Consider the following 14,494-nt stretch of genomic DNA (forward strand, 5'->3'; position numbering starts at 1 on the left):
TTGTTATTTCTTGTCCGCCGCTTTTTTCTTGCGCATCGCGTCGTGGAAGCGGTCGGCCCAGCCCGGCTTGACCAGCTGCTCGCCCCGCACCAGGCGCAGCTCGCCATCGGCGACGTCGCGCGTCACCGCGCTGCCTGCGGCGACGATCGCGTCGCGGCCGATCTTGACCGGCGCGACCAGCGCACTGTTCGACCCGATGAAGGCATTCTCGCCGATCACCGTCTGATATTTGAAATAGCCGTCATAGTTGCAGGTGATCGTCCCCGCGCCGATGTTCGCGCCCGCGCCGATCGTCGCGTCGCCCAGATAGGTCAGGTGGCTTGCCTTCGCACCCTTGCCCAGAACGGCCTTCTTGGTCTCGACGAAATTGCCGATCTTCGCTTTCTCGCCGAGGATGGTGCCAGGGCGGAGGCGCGCGAAGGGTCCGACTTCGCACCCGGCGCCGATGATCGCACCCTCGATATGGCTGTTCGCGCGGATGTTGACCCCGTCCGACACCTTGACGCCCGGACCGAAAAAGACGTTGGGCTCGATCGTCACGTCGCGGCCAAGTTCGGTATCCCACGAGAACCAGACGGTCTCGGGCGCGCGCAGCGACGCGCCACCCGCCATCGCCTCGTCGCGCCTGAACGCCTGCCACTGCGCCTCCGCCGCCGCGAGTTCTGCCCGGCTGTTGATGCCGGCCACGTCATCGGGATCAGTCTTCACGACCGCGCAGTGCCGGCCGTCGGCATTCGCGATGTTCACGATATCGACGAGATAAAATTCCTTCGCTGCATTGTTGTCGGTGACGCGCGCGAGCAGTGCGAACAGGTCGCGGGCCTTGGCCGCCATCAGCCCCGAATTGCACAGGCGCACCGCGCGCTCGGCCTCGGTCGCGTCCTTATGCTCGACCATCTTCACGACGCGGTCGCGCCCCTCGGAATCTTTGGCGACGATGACGCGGCCATATTGCAGCGCGTCGGCAGGCTCGAACGCCAGCACGACGACCGCGGGCGCATCGGCAGCGCCCAGGCGATCGATCATCGACTGCATCGTCGCGGCCGGCACGAAAGGCACGTCGCCATAGAGGATCAGCACATCGCCGTCGAAACCCGACAATGCGCTTTCCGCCTGCTGGACCGCATGCCCTGTGCCGAGCTGCGGCTCCTGCACCGCCAGGTCGGCGCTTCCCGCCAGCGCGGCTTCGAGCTGGTCAGCCTTGTCGCCGACGATCACGACCTTCTTCGCGGGGTTCAGCGCATCGACGCTTGCCATCAGGTGGAGCAGCATCGGGCGGCCCGCGATCGGGTGCAGCACCTTGTGGAGGTCGGACTTCATGCGAGTGCCCTTGCCCGCGGCAAGGACGATGGCGGCGATCGGATTGCTCATGCGCGTTGCCATGCCAGCAAATCATTGCGGATTCCAGAGCATCGCGCCATGCGGGCGGGCATGAGCGATTTTCCTTTCCGCATTGTCGGCTTCGATCTCGACGGCACCTTGGTCGATACGGCGGGGGACCTGACCGCGGCGGTCAATCATGCACTGTCGCTGGTCGATCGTACGCCGCTGACCGAAGCCGAGGTCCGTCCGATGATCGGGCTCGGCGCGAAGCATATGCTCGAACAGGGACTGCTCGCGACCGGCGATGTTCCCGATGGCGCGGTCGAACGGCTCTATCCGGAGCTGTTGTCCTTTTACGGCGCCCATATCGCGGTCCACAGCCGGCCCTTCCCTGGCCTTGAGAAAGCGCTCGACCGGCTCGATGCGCTGGGCGTTCTGACCGCCGTCGTCACCAACAAGGCCGAGGGCCTGGCGCGCCAGCTCCTCGGTGAACTGGGCTTCGCCGACCGCATGGCCGCGATCATCGGCGGCGACACGCTGGGCATTCGCAAGCCTTCGCCCGAACCGATCCTTGCGATGATCGAGCAGTGCCGCGGCGGCCGGGCTGCGTTCGTCGGCGACAGCATCTATGACGTGATGGCCGCAAAGGCCGCAGGCGTTCCCAGCATCGTCGTCGGCTTCGGCTTTCTCGACCGCCCGGCAGGGGAACTGGGCGCCGATCGCGTGATCGGCGATTATGACGAATTGGTCCCGCTGCTCGGAACGCTCTAGCCGATCGCCCGCGCAGCTTCGTCGATCAGCGCGGCGACTTCGGTGGGCATCGACGCCAGCGACGCATGCCCTGCGGGCAAAGTGATGATCTTCTTCGCGTTCATCCGATCCGACATCAGCGCCTGATTGTCCGGATGGATCATCCGGTCCTCACTGGAAATCTGGTACCAGCAATCCTTGTTACGCCACGCCGGATTGCTGATCGTATCGCCGAAGGTGCCCGCAAGCGGTGCCTTTTGCGTGACCGCCATCACCCGTGCGCCATCGGCGTCGAGATCCTGGCAGAAATTGGCGTGAAACTTATCCTGCGCAATCCACAGATACCCGTCGCTGTCGGGCGCCAGCGCCGCCGCGCCGGCAGGCGGTTTCTGCTGCGTGATCGCCCCAGGCGATTCGCCCTCGTCGGGTGCGAAAGCAGCGACGTAGACCAGCCCCGCGACATTGGGATGATTGCCGGCACCGGTGATGACGGCGCCGCCATAGCTGTGGCCGACAAGCAGCACAGGCCCGTCATGCCGAGCGATCATCTTCGTGGTGCGCTCGACATCGTCGGCGAGCGAGGTCAGCGGCAGTTCGACGGCTTCGAGCGAATTATGGCCGAGCGCATCGAGCGCGAGGATAACCTTGCCCCAGTGCGCAGCGCCTCCCCAAAATCCGTGAACGAGAATGATGGCTGGACTCGTCATGGCTCTCTCCTGCTGGTCGCTTCGATATAGCACAGGAGTATGACGCTCCCGAATCAGCCCTTCCGCCACTTCGTCCAGAGATGCTTCGCGAGCATCATCGGCGGCATGCGCAGCCAGTGCGAGCGGATGTAGAAGGCCTGTTGAAGCAGGAAATTCGTCGGCCGCCCCCAGTCATCACGCGCCAGCAGGCGGCGGCGGTACCAGCTATCGGCCGGGTCCCGCCCGTCCCACCCCGGCGGAAGATCCGCGCCAAAAAGATCGCGCGCCAGCCGCGCCGCACGGTGAACCGCGGCGCCGAGCCCGTGCCGATCGGCGCGGGCGTCGAGCTTGTCCCAAAAGCGCGGATCGGCGGCCGCAAAATCGCGCGTCAGGCAATGAAAGTCCCACAGATTGCGGAGTCCCCCCTGCAAATCGCCGTCGGCGAGCATGTGCGCGGCGCAGTGACAGACCATGTCGGTGGGGCAAAGCACTGCCAGGCCGCTTTCGGTCACGACAGCGTCGCTGACGAGCGACAGCGCGTCGGGCGTGATCCGGTGCGTCTTCGGCAAAATCATGTGGTGCACGTCGATCATCCGGTCACGCGCCTTGTGGATCAGCGGTGGCAGCTCGTGCATATGTTCGCGGTAATAATGATCGTCATAGGGGTCGGATTTGACCCACTCCCAGCCCGCTTCGAGCAGTTCATTCTCGGCGCGGCGGATGTGATGCGCGACCACGAGGATGTCGAGATCGCCAATCTGGCGTCCGTCGCTGCAGCGCAAACCCACAGCGGCATAAGCCGTGCCCTTGAGCAATATGAATTCGATGCCTTCGGGCGCCAGCGCGCGGCGCGCCATTTCGGCTTCCCACAGGGCCTGGTTCTGGGCAACTTTCGCGGCTGCGCGCTGGTCGGCAAAAAGCGCAGCCACCGGAGGCGGCAGATCGGCGGCGTCAAGGCGGTGCGACAGGGTAGCCAGCATCGCCTCTGCACGCGCGACGCCGATGACACCGTCCCAGTCGCGCGGGGTCAATTTCGCGGCGTCGCGCCGCCCGGCGAACAGGTCGACAAGCGTCTGCATCGCGCTCATCGCGCCGCCTCCGCCCACAATTGTTCGACAAGTGCCATCCCCGCGGCGCTGTCGGGATAGGAAATGGCGAAGGCCGGCGTTTCGCGCACCAGCCGCGTCAACGCTGCAAAGCTCGGCTCGCCGAGCGCAATATAGTTGGTCGAGGCTTCGGTCAGCCGGACGAAGGCTTCGCCCTCGCCCATCGGCTCGATCGCTGCCTCGCCGCCGAAGCGCGGGAAGAGGAGCAGAGCCGGACGCGCGGGCTCGTGCATCGCAGCGATCGCATCGGCACGCGGGATGAGATGACGGATGTCGCCCTTCGGCGTTCGCGCAAGGAGCGGCCCCAGCCGTGCGGCATCGACCCGCGCCGCGACTTCCGCGATCGCCTCGTTCTTCAGGCTGACCGCGCGCGGAAAGGCGAGCGCGTCGCCGCTGGCGGGATCGATCAGCGTGAACTCGTCACCCATCAACCGCCAGTCGCTTTCGCCGAGCAACGCCGCGAGCGTCGATTTGCCCGATCCCGACTCACCCGACATGATGACGGCGCGGCCATCGCGCGCGACCGCGCTCGCATGAAGGAGCATGTGCCGCCGCCACCCGAGCGCGACCTGCAAATTCATTCCCATTTCCGCGGCGAGCAGCCCCATCGACAGCGGCAAGGGCAAGGCGTCGGGAACGATAAAATCGCCGCCAATATGCACCGAGGGCCGCAACCAGCGCCGCCACGGCCGCGCCGCGAACAGGCGCACCGTCGCATCGGCGGGACGGTCCGCTTCTTCGGGATAGGCGGCATAGAGCCGCGCCAGCGCGGCAATCGGCTCTGCCCAGTCGCTCCCGACGCGAAACTGGACCGGGCCGACAGCAATGCGCGTGCTGTGCCTCACGCTTCGGCCACCAGCCCCATGGCGGCCAGTTCGGCAAGCCGATCGGCGATGACGGCCACAGCGTCGCCTTCGGCTTCGAGATCGAAATCGGCCGCCAGCCGCCCGGCAAGCGAAGCCGCATCGCGGGCCTCGCCCTGCATCGCCGCCAACAACTCGGGCATCGGCGAGACGACGAGGTGCGTCTGCATCGATCGGCGGTCGAAGATGGCGGTGAGCTCGCCAAGCGCCTCGATGCGCAGCGCGTCGCGCGGCGCGGCGCGGTAGCGTGGATCAGCCATAATCTTCGGCGGCGGCCGTCAGCTTGGCAAGAATGGCGAGCAGCGTTTCGCGTTCGCCGGCGCTGATGTTCGATTCGAGCCGTGCTTCGCTGGCAAGCGCTGCGGGGACGATCGAGTCATAAAGCGACCGTCCGGTATCGGTCAGTTCCAGATGGTGCGAGCGCCCGTCGGCGGCATGCGCTTGCCGCGCGATCAACTGGCGATCGGCAAGCGCCTTCGCAGCCCGATTGACCGTTACCTTGTCCATTCGCGTCGCAGCGACCAGTTCGCGCTGCGTCAGCGGCCGCCCCTCGCCGAGCACCGCCATCAGCCGCCACTCGGGGATCTTCAGCCCGAACCGGTTCTGATATTCGGTGGCAATGCGTTCCGACAGGGCGTTGGAAGCGATCGACAAGCGATAGGGCAGGAAATTGTCGAGATTCAGTTTCTTCGCGGCCATGCTTTCCCAACCCCCAAGCGCCATCCCCGGCGGCCTTCACCCTATCGCCTAAACACGGCCTGTGAAGGTCAGAATGTGACGCGCGCGCCGATCCACAGCGTGCGCGGCGTCGCACGTTCGACGATCCCCGCCGACGAGATGGCGGCCGGCACCAGCTCGTCGGTCAGATTTTCACCGCGTGCCTCGACGCTGAAAGCGTCGGAAAAGCGCCACGACAGCCCGGCGTCGAGCGTCAGCGCGTCGTCGAGTTTCAGCAGGCCGATATCGCCCTCATTCTGGCTGCCGATATAGCGGAGGGTCGCGAATCCGCCGAGCGGACCGCTGCTGTTGCTGCGTAGCGAAAGGCTGCCGCCATGTTTCGCGATCTGCGCGGGGCGCCGTCCGTCGAGCGCCAGCGCTGCGCCCGAGGCATCGACCTTCGCATCGGTATAGGCATAGGTTGCGCGCAACGTTGCGACGCCCCACCGATGCTCGGCGCTCAACTCCACCCCCTTGCTGTCGATCGCGTCGAGATTCCGCCGCTGGTTGAGGTTGGGTGCGAGCGTTACATTGGCGATCGCGTTCGACAGATGGTTGGCGAACAGCGTCAGCGACAGTTTGGTGTCGTCGGGTTCCCAGTCTGCCCCGATCTCGCCGCCCCAAAGCCGCTCGGGTTCCAGCCCTTCGTTGGCGGTCGTTACCTCGGCACCGACACGGAACGGGCGATAGAGTTCGTTGAGCGTCGGCAGGCGCCAGCCGCGATAGGCGGCAGCGCGGAGCGACAGCGCGTCCGACGTCCAGCGCACACCTGCGCGGCCGCTGCCTTCCCACCCTTGCCGCGCAGCGAAGCGCAGGTTGGTGATCACCGAACCGCCGATATTGCGCTCGAGCCGATAACCCTCGGCAAGCCACCAGCGGTCGACACGGCCACTCAGCGTCCAGAGAAAGCCATTGCCCGCATCGCCCGACGTCCACTCGGCGAACGCGCCAATCGTATCGCTGCTGCCCCCCGCAATGCGGTGGCGGCCCGGCGTCACGCCGCTAAAAAAGAAATCCTCCTCGGTGCGGCCGACCGTGCGGCGCCAGTCGGCGCCGATCCGCAGCGGGTTCTCGCCATCGATGCCGGGGCGCACTTCGACGCGAGCGCCCAGCCCCGTGGCCGGTACGCGCTGGAACAGCGCCGGCACGACGCTGTTGCGCCCCGCTGCGACGCTTGCGAAGCCGCTTTCGAAATCGCGAAGCTGGATATAACCGAGCGCGAGCCACCGGGTTTCGCCATAGGGATCATGGACGAAGCGGATGCTGGCATCGATGCCGTCGACCTTGCTTTGTGTGAAGGCGGTGCCGCGGTCACGCCGATCCGAAAAGCCGCGCACGCTTGCTTCGATCCGGCTGTCGTCCCCTGCGTCGAAGCGCAGGCGCAGCCCGAGCCCGCCTTGTTCATAAGGCGCCGCGCGATCGACGCCCCCGCGATCGCCCTTGACGACGGGAGTGAAGCCGTCGCCGCGGCTGTAGCGGCCATCGACGGCAATCTGACCGTTGCCGATCGTGCTTCCTGCCGACGCCGACACGTCGCGGCTGTCGCGGCTGCCATAAGCGGCGCTTACCTCCACCCCATCGGTCATCGTCGAATAGAGCCCGACGGTGCCAGCAAGCGCGCCGGGGCCGTCGACGCCGCCCCCGCCGCCGCGGGTCACGACGATGCCGCCGAGGTTGATCGCGTCATAGGCCGACCACGCCACCCAGCCGCCGAACGGATCGGCTTGCGGCACGCCATCGAGTATGACCAGCGCACGGCTCGACGCATTGCCGCCGAGCCCGCGCAGCGTGACGCCCTGGCTCGTCGGATGGGCACTGCGACCGTCCGAACGTCGGAACTGCACGATACCCGCCTCGTCGCGCAAACGGTTTTCTATCCGCGTGCCGAGGCCGAAATCAAGGTCGCCGATAACCACCGACGACTGCACCTTGTCACCGGACGACGGTCGCAGTTGGCCCGCGCCGGTTACGACGATCTCGTCTTTCGAGCGCAGCGAACGCAGCCCGGGAAGATAACAACCTTCATCCACTCCCTCGGGCAGCGATATATCCTGGGCTTTCGCCATCGCCGCCGCCGGCAGCGCCAGCGCAGCGACTCCGATGACAAGGCGGATCACGCGGGCTTGACCGCGTCGGGATGCGCGCGCTTGAACGCGTCCAATTCCATGCACGCAGCGTCGATGTCCGCCAGTCGCGGATAACCGTCGAGCGGCACCTCGAACCGGCGCGCATTATACATCTGCGGCACCAGGCAGCAGTCGGCAATTCCCGGCGCATCCCCGCCGAGATATGTCCCTTCGCCCGCCATCGCTTCGAGCGCGTCGAACCCCTGCGCGATCCAGGTCGAGATCCAGCGATCCTTGGTCTGTTCGTTGAGGCCCAGGTCGCGGGTCAGATATTTGAGCACGCGCAAATTGTTGAGCGGATGGATGTCGCTGGCGATGACCTGCGCCCTTGCCAGTGCGACAGCGCGCGGCATCGCCTCTTCGGGAATGAGCCGGGGCTCGGGAAACGCCCGGTCGATCCAGTCGATGATCGCCATGCTCTGGATGATCGGCTCGCCATCGACGACGAGCATCGGCACAAAGCCTTGCGCATTCTGCTCGAGATAGGCGTCGCTGCGCTGCTCGCCCGCGATCAGGCTGATCTCGACGCGCTCATAATCGAGGCCCTTGAGATTGAGCGCGATACGGACGCGAAAGCTGGCCGAGGAGCGGAAATAATCGTGGAGGACGAGCTGGGTCATGCGCCGCCTAATGCCCGTCCTTCGGCATCTGGGCAATCCATTGCCGCAGCAGCGCTGCGCCTTCGCGATGCACCGTCGAGCGACCGAGTTCGGGCATCGCAATGCCAGGATCGGTGCTTTCGAGGCGATAGATCAGAAAGCTGTGTTCGGGGTCGCCCGGCGCGATCGCGAAATCCAGGCCGCCGCTGCCGCGCCCGGCGGCGGTCGGCCGCTTGCCGATGCCGTAATTGACGGTCACCGGATCGGTCCAGCGAAGAAACAGCCCGCTGTTCGACGCGCTCCCCTCTGGATTGTGACAATGCGAGCAATTGACCGCGAGATAGGCGCGTGCGCGGTCGGCGGCGCTGCCGCTCTTCGGATCGTCCCATCGCGGCATCGGTGCGATCGGGCTGGCGGGCCAGGAAAAGAAGCGCGCGAAATCGGGGCGGCTTCGCGCCGCGCCGAATTCCAGATTATTCGCTTTCGGACCAATCGGTACGATCTCGCCGTTCAGGCTGTGGCATTCCTTGCACTGGTTCTTGTTCGGAACGGCATAATTGATGCTGTGCGTCGTGCCGTTCGGACTCTTGAATGTGACGGGTATGCGCCGCCCCGCGATCGCAAGCGTCGCATCTGTCCCGTCGGCGTCCCAGATATAGGGCAGCGCCACCCATCCGCTAGCACGGCGAATGAGGAGCCGCGTTTCGAGCGGGCGTCCGCCATTCCAGTCGGGCCAGCCGAAGCTTTTGACGATCACCGTGCCGGTGGGAAAATCGGGAACGCCGTCGTCGCCGATCGGCGCGGTCGTGCCCGGAGGCATCCAGATCGCGCGATGCTTTTCGGCATAGTCGCTGAACAAGGGCGTGTGCAGGCTGTACGGCAGCAGCGCGGGCAGCGGATCGCTCGTCCCCGACCGGAACAGCCCGAAGGCGGAGAGTTTCGGCGGCATCGTCGCGCCGTCGATTACGGCCTGGTCGGGCATCGGCTCCGACACCGCGAACGCCGCACTGACGCAAAGCAGCGCCGCCGCGAGCGCCGCGGCAAATCGTCTCACTTGACCTTCGCCTCCATGCTCGCCGGAAGCTTGATTTCGGGGAGAGCCGCGGGCGGCGTCCCCTTTAGGGTGGCGGGCGCGGGCTTCGCTGCGTTGCGCGGCGTCTTGACGTCGGGCAGGCCCAGCGACAGCACGCCGACCTCGTCGAGCACGATCGCGTCGCCCGCGCCGTCCCACAGCACTGGCGGAAGCGAGCCGCCCAGCGCGGCCGCGATCGCGTCGCCGCCCTCGAAGGCGGGAGCATAGCCGGCCTTGCCATGTTCGTTGTCGCGCACGACGATCGCCTTTGGCAGCGGCTGATATTTCGCGTCGTCATAGGGGTAGCGATAGCCAACGATCATCACATTGGCGGTGCCGTTGGCCTCGAGGATATTGTCGAACACCTCGACATTGCGGTTCGCCATGACAAGCACGCCGGTGCCCGTCGGCACGCTCGCGACGATATTGCCTTTGGGCGCGAAGTTCGGCGTGCTGTTGTCGCGGATGATATTGCTGAAGACGCGGACATTATGGCCGCCCTGTTGCGGCAGGCTCGGCAGGTCGAACACCAATATGCCGCCGGTGTTGCGCGTCGCGATATTGTCGTGAACATCGGCGTCGAAGCTGTTCTCGATCTCGATCCCCGCGACATTTTCCTGCGCGATCGAATCGCGCACGACGATATTCTTCGACTGGCCCACATAAATGCCGGCGTCCGATGCGCCGCGCACGAAGACGCTGTCGATCAGCACGTCGGTGCTTTCGACGGGATAGACGCCATAGGCGCCGTTCGTCGACTTGGGCCCAGCGGTCCATTCGACGCGCAGCTTGTAATAGACGATGCGGTCGGCGCCTTTCGATTTGATGCCGTCGCCCCTGGTGTTCAGGACCGCGAAATTGGTGAGCAGGACATCGTCGGACGTGACAAGCAGCCCCTCGCCCGCCCCCTGTTGCTCCGCAAAGTCGAGGATAGACCCGCCCTCGCCAGCCCCCGCGCCGCGCACGGTGACATTGCTCACGTCGAGCGACAGCCCGTCGGACAGCGTCCACGTCCCCGCGCCGAGTTCGACCGTGTCGCCGGGTTCGGCGAGAATCAGTGCCTCTTGCAGCCTTTCGTTGGCGTCGGGCGTTCCCGCCTGGACGCTGATCGTTTTGGCCGCGGCCGGGTGGGCCGCAAGCGCCGACACGAAAACGAGCGTCGCCGCGTGGCGGAGGCTGTGGAATCGCATGTATCTCTCCCTGATTTTCGGGAAACATGCGGCAAGACTTGACGGATGCCAAGCGGGTTGCTGACATGCGTGTAGCTAAATACGGGGAGAAGGTCGCTTTGGGTCGCATATTCTTACTGGCGCTTGCCGCCTTCGCCGTTCCGGCGTCGGCTGCGGCGCCCGCTTCGCTGACCGGACGGTGGAAAACCGACGACGGCAAAGGCATCGTCGTCATGGCCCCGTGCGGGACCAAGATGTGCGGTCGCATCGAACGGCTGCTGATCAAGCAGCCCAGCGGAGGCCAACTCGACGAACGCAATCCGGACAAGAGCAAGCGCAGCCGCAAGGTGACCGGCCTGCAAATCTATTGGGATCTCGCGCCCTCTGGCGACGGCTGGAAAGGCGAAGGCTACAGCCCCGAAGACGGCCGCTATTACAAGGCGCATTTGCGTGTGAGGGGAAATGCGCTGACCATGAAGGGCTGCGTTTCGGTCTTCTGCCGCACGGTAACCTGGACGCGGATCGCCTAGGAGAAACGATCCCCCCCCCTGGTCCCAGGCCATGGGGAGGTGGCTGCGCAAAGCGCCGACGGAGGGCCATTGCGCGGCCCCTCCACCACTCGCTATGCGAACGGTCCCCTTCCCCACCGCCAGGCGGCAGGGAGGATTTTCATCACAGCGTCTCGCCCAGGATCCAGTCGACCCCTGCCGCGACATGAATGCGCGTCGTGTCATAGATCGGCAGCACATTCGCGTCGGCGTCGACCAGCATCACCAGTTCGGTACACGCCAGCACGATCGCCTGGATGTCCTGCTTTGCGATGTCGGTGATGAAGGTCTTCATCGTGCGGCGCGAACTTTCGTTCACCTTGCCCAGCATCAGCTCTTCGTAAATGATGCGGTCGATCTCGTCGACGCGTGCCGTGTCATAGGGCGCGAGCGTCAGTCCGTGGCGGACGAGGCGCTGGCGAAACCAGGGTTCGGTCGTCACATTGCGCGTTCCGATGACCGCGGTCGCCTTGATGCCGTCGGCCTTCATCTTTTCGCCGGTTTCATCGACGATATGCAGGATGGGGATCGAAATCGCCGCGGCTATATCTTCCGCGACCTTGTGCATCGAATTGGCGGCGATCATCAGCGCGGTCGCACCCGCGGCCTCCAGCCGCTGCGCCGAGGCGATCAGCACGTCTTTCGCATGCGCCCATTGCTCGGGCGTCGTGATCCGCGACAGCTCGCAATAGTTGAGGCTTTCGAGGATGATCGGCGCCGAACAGGCGGTACCAAGCCGCTTTTGCACACCCTTGTTGAGATGGCGGTAGTAAAGCTCGGTCGACGCCCAGCTCATTCCTCCGATCAGGCCGATTTTACGCATTACAAAACTCAATCCTCTTTAAATTCGTCGCCCCCGCGAAGGCGGGGGCCGCTCGCAGCCTTGAGCAAGGCCGATGGCGGCCCCCGCCTTCGCGGGGGCGACGTCTGAACTAGTGGCCGCTACCGCTCAGCGCCTTGACGATATCGTCAGCCATTTTCTTGGCGTCGCCGAGCAACATCATCGTCTGGTCCATATAGAAGACGTCGTTGTCGACGCCGGCATAGCCGACCCCGCCCATCGAGCGCTTCACGAACAGCACGGTCTTCGCCTTTTCGACGTCGAGCACGGGCATGCCGTAAATCGGCGAGGTCTTGTCGGTCTTCGCCGCCGGGTTGGTCACGTCGTTCGCGCCGATCACGAACGCGACGTCGCACTGCGCGAATTCGCCGTTGATGTCTTCCAGCTCGAAAACCTCGTCATAAGGGACGTTCGCTTCGGCCAGCAGCACGTTCATATGCCCCGGCATACGCCCCGCGACCGGATGGATCGCATATTTGACGTTGACGCCTTCCTTCTTCAGCTGGTCACCCATTTCGCGCAGCGCGTGCTGCGCCTGCGCGACCGCCATGCCGTAACCGGGAACGATGATGACGTTTTCGGCCTGGCTCATCAGGAAGGCCGCGTCTTCGGCGCTGCCCGGCTTCCACGGACGCTGTTCGGTCGACCCACCACTGCTGGGCCCCGCGTCGGCGCCAAAGCCGCCCGCGATCACGCTGATGAAGCTGCGATTCATCGCACGGCACATGATGTACGACAGGATGGCACCCGACGAGCCGACGAGCGCGCCGGTGATGATCATTGCCGTGTTGCCAAGCGTGAAGCCCATCGCCGCGGCAGCCCAGCCCGAATAGCTGTTCAGCATCGACACGACGACCGGCATGTCGGCACCGCCGATCGGGATGATCAGCAGGAAGCCGATGACAAAGCTGAGCGCGGTAACGGTCCAGAAGACCCACGGCGACTGATCGACGGTAAAATAGGCGACAAGGCCGATGATCGCGGCGAGTGTCGCAAGATTGATGACATGCCGCCCGGGCAGCGTGATCGGCGAACCCGACATATTGCCGTTGAGCTTCAGGAAGGCGATGACCGAGCCCGAGAAGGTGATCGCACCGATCGCGATGCCGAGCCCCATTTCGATACGGCTGACCGTGAAAATCTCGCCCGCAGCGTCAGCAATACCGAAGGCGCCGGGATTGAGATAGGCGGCGGCGGCCACCGCGACGGCGGCAAGGCCGACAAGGCTGTGGAACGCGGCAACAAGCTGCGGCATCGCGGTCATCGCAATCCGTCGCGCCATCACGATGCCGATCACGGCACCGATGCCGATCGCGCCCAGAATTTCGGCGAGGCCCACGGTGTCGAGGCCGCCATCGCCGGTGACCGGCGCATGCGTGAGCAAGGTGGTGACGACCGCGATCGTCATGCCCGCCATGCCGAAACGGTTGCCGCTTTGCGCCGTTGCCGGGCTCGACAGCCCGCGCAACGCGAGAATGAACAGGACGCCCGCTACCAGATAGGCGACGGCTGCCCAGGGGTTGACCGCGAGGCCATGGCCGCCCGCGGCGGCGGAAAGGATCGACTGAATGTCCATCTCAGCGTTCCTTCTTCTTGTACATCGCGAGCATGCGCGCCGTGACCGCGAAGCCGCCGAAGATGTTGATGCTCGCCATCACGACCGCGGCAAGCCCGAGCCATTTCGACGACGCCGATCCTGCGGCGGCGCTTGCAATAAGCGCGCCGACGATGATGACCGAAGAAATCGCGTTGGTGACGCTCATGAGCGGCGTGTGCAGCGCCGGAGTCACCGACCAGACGACGAAATAGCCGACGAAACAGGCCAGGACAAAAATCGAGAAAATAGAAATGAAGTCCACGGCCGGCTCCCCTGCTGATTCCGCTTGGGGCACCTCTTGCCGTGCGCAACGGGGCGTGTCGACTCCAAAGCTGCCAAAAAGAAAGGCGCGGACTTCCCGCACGGGAGAAACCCGCGCCCGGCGCGAAATATAATTACGCGCGCGCTACATTTTGGGGAGCAGCACCGCATCGACGACGTGGATCACGCCGTTCGACTGGTCGACGTCCGCCTGCGTGACAACCGCCTTGTTGCCACTCGCGCTGGTCAACAGGATCGCACCGTCGCTACTGGTTGCGGTCAGATCCTGGCCGTCGGCGGTTTTCAGCACGGCGCGGCCCTTGCCCTCGGCAATCCTGGCTTTGATATCGGCTGCGGTCAGCTTGCCCGGAACGACATGATATTTGAGCATGGCGGCGAGGACAGTTTTCTGCGCGGGGCGCATCCAGCCATCGCGCATCACCGCGGGCACCTGCGTAAAGGCTTCGTCGGTCGGCGCGAAGACGGTGAACGGTCCGGCCCCCGAAAGCGTCTCGACCAGTCCGGCCTGCTTGACCGCCGCGACGAGCGTCTTGTGGATCGGCGAGGCGGAGGCATTTTCGACGATAGTTCTGGTCCGGAGCATTTCGGCGCCGCCGACGGTTGGATTGCTGTTCGCGGTGACGACATCGCCCGTTGCTACGGCGCCGGTCTCGGTCTTCGGCGGCTCGGGCGTCTTGTTACATCCTGAAAGCGCCAGGCCGGCAGCGAGCGCGGTTGTGAACGGCCATTGTCTCGTCATCGCGATTCTCCTCTTCTGGACCAATGCAAAATGCCGCGGACTCGTTCGAATCCGCGGACACCCGCCTTGAAACGCG

At 65.1% G+C, this 14,494-nt stretch carries 16 protein-coding genes; 2 read left to right on the top strand and 14 right to left on the bottom strand.

Features of this window, described 5'->3' with window-relative positions:
* Positions 1 to 3: 3 nt before the first annotated feature.
* Positions 4 to 1,371 carry a bifunctional UDP-N-acetylglucosamine diphosphorylase/glucosamine-1-phosphate N-acetyltransferase GlmU gene (glmU, locus tag ACO055_RS03960; protein ID WP_422061305.1) on the bottom strand — a complete coding sequence of 456 codons (1,368 nt, stop codon included), beginning with the start codon at positions 1,369 to 1,371 and terminating at the stop codon, positions 4 to 6.
* A gap of 60 nt (positions 1,372 to 1,431) precedes the next feature.
* Between glmU and ACO055_RS03965 the strand changes: the two genes are divergently transcribed.
* Entirely contained in the window at positions 1,432 to 2,094 is a 663-nt protein-coding gene (locus tag ACO055_RS03965; RefSeq protein ID WP_422061306.1) for an HAD-IA family hydrolase, read from the top strand.
* Here the strand turns inward: ACO055_RS03965 and ACO055_RS03970 are convergent.
* The 9 genes from ACO055_RS03970 to ACO055_RS04010 form a co-directional block, all read right to left on the bottom strand.
* Complete coding sequence (locus ACO055_RS03970; RefSeq protein WP_422061307.1) at positions 2,091 to 2,780, bottom strand: alpha/beta hydrolase; 690 nt, start codon at positions 2,778 to 2,780, stop codon at positions 2,091 to 2,093. The genes ACO055_RS03965 and ACO055_RS03970 overlap by 4 nt on opposite strands.
* Positions 2,781 to 2,833: 53 nt before the next feature.
* Positions 2,834 to 3,847 (bottom strand): nucleotidyltransferase domain-containing protein, encoded by a 1,014-nt coding sequence (locus tag ACO055_RS03975; protein WP_422061308.1) that lies wholly within the window; start codon positions 3,845 to 3,847, stop codon positions 2,834 to 2,836.
* Entirely contained in the window at positions 3,844 to 4,710 is an 867-nt protein-coding gene (locus ACO055_RS03980; protein ID WP_422061309.1) for an HprK-related kinase A, read from the bottom strand. The genes ACO055_RS03975 and ACO055_RS03980 overlap by 4 nt, the downstream gene beginning before the upstream one ends.
* On the bottom strand, positions 4,707 to 4,988 hold the full coding sequence (locus tag ACO055_RS03985; RefSeq protein WP_422061310.1) for an HPr-rel-A system PqqD family peptide chaperone: 282 nt from the start codon (positions 4,986 to 4,988) through the stop codon (positions 4,707 to 4,709). Before ACO055_RS03985 ends, ACO055_RS03980 begins: the two co-directional genes overlap by 4 nt.
* A complete protein-coding gene (locus tag ACO055_RS03990) occupies positions 4,981 to 5,427 on the bottom strand; it encodes a MarR family winged helix-turn-helix transcriptional regulator (RefSeq protein ID WP_422061311.1) in 447 nt (148 codons plus the stop codon). The genes ACO055_RS03985 and ACO055_RS03990 overlap by 8 nt, the downstream gene beginning before the upstream one ends.
* Positions 5,428 to 5,495: 68 nt before the next feature.
* The gene (locus tag ACO055_RS03995; RefSeq protein ID WP_422061312.1) at positions 5,496 to 7,562 is read right to left on the bottom strand and encodes a TonB-dependent receptor; all 2,067 of its coding nucleotides are present in this window, start codon (positions 7,560 to 7,562) and stop codon (positions 5,496 to 5,498) included.
* The gene (gene maiA, locus ACO055_RS04000; protein ID WP_422061313.1) at positions 7,559 to 8,191 is read right to left on the bottom strand and encodes a maleylacetoacetate isomerase; all 633 of its coding nucleotides are present in this window, start codon (positions 8,189 to 8,191) and stop codon (positions 7,559 to 7,561) included. Before maiA ends, ACO055_RS03995 begins: the two co-directional genes overlap by 4 nt.
* A 7-nt stretch (positions 8,192 to 8,198) precedes the next feature.
* Positions 8,199 to 9,224 carry an SO2930 family diheme c-type cytochrome gene (locus ACO055_RS04005; protein ID WP_422061314.1) on the bottom strand — a complete coding sequence of 342 codons (1,026 nt, stop codon included), beginning with the start codon at positions 9,222 to 9,224 and terminating at the stop codon, positions 8,199 to 8,201.
* On the bottom strand, positions 9,221 to 10,432 hold the full coding sequence (locus ACO055_RS04010) for a parallel beta-helix domain-containing protein (RefSeq protein ID WP_422061315.1): 1,212 nt from the start codon (positions 10,430 to 10,432) through the stop codon (positions 9,221 to 9,223). The genes ACO055_RS04005 and ACO055_RS04010 overlap by 4 nt, the downstream gene beginning before the upstream one ends.
* A gap of 65 nt (positions 10,433 to 10,497) precedes the next feature.
* On the opposite strand from ACO055_RS04010, the gene ACO055_RS04015 reads away from it, so the two are divergent.
* Positions 10,498 to 10,941 (top strand): DUF2147 domain-containing protein, encoded by a 444-nt coding sequence (locus tag ACO055_RS04015; RefSeq protein ID WP_422061316.1) that lies wholly within the window; start codon positions 10,498 to 10,500, stop codon positions 10,939 to 10,941.
* A 142-nt stretch (positions 10,942 to 11,083) separates the two neighbouring features.
* Here ACO055_RS04015 and ACO055_RS04020 read toward each other — a convergent pair whose 3' ends face one another.
* From ACO055_RS04020 to ACO055_RS04035, 4 genes are all read right to left on the bottom strand, one after another.
* Positions 11,084 to 11,782, bottom strand: coding sequence for an aspartate/glutamate racemase family protein (locus ACO055_RS04020; protein ID WP_422061317.1), 699 nt, complete (start codon positions 11,780 to 11,782; stop codon positions 11,084 to 11,086).
* A 109-nt stretch (positions 11,783 to 11,891) separates the two neighbouring features.
* Positions 11,892 to 13,376, bottom strand: a complete 1,485-nt coding sequence (locus ACO055_RS04025) for an NAD(P)(+) transhydrogenase (Re/Si-specific) subunit beta (protein ID WP_422061318.1) — start codon at positions 13,374 to 13,376, stop codon at positions 11,892 to 11,894.
* Between the two features lies 1 nt (position 13,377).
* Positions 13,378 to 13,659 (bottom strand): proton-translocating transhydrogenase family protein, encoded by a 282-nt coding sequence (locus tag ACO055_RS04030; RefSeq protein ID WP_422061319.1) that lies wholly within the window; start codon positions 13,657 to 13,659, stop codon positions 13,378 to 13,380.
* 144 nt (positions 13,660 to 13,803) lie between these two features.
* Positions 13,804 to 14,418 carry a fasciclin domain-containing protein gene (locus tag ACO055_RS04035; protein ID WP_422061320.1) on the bottom strand — a complete coding sequence of 205 codons (615 nt, stop codon included), beginning with the start codon at positions 14,416 to 14,418 and terminating at the stop codon, positions 13,804 to 13,806.
* Positions 14,419 to 14,494 lie beyond the last annotated feature (76 nt).

The organism is Sphingopyxis sp., assembly GCF_965227415.1.
Classification (GTDB): Bacteria; Pseudomonadota; Alphaproteobacteria; order Sphingomonadales; family Sphingomonadaceae; genus Sphingopyxis.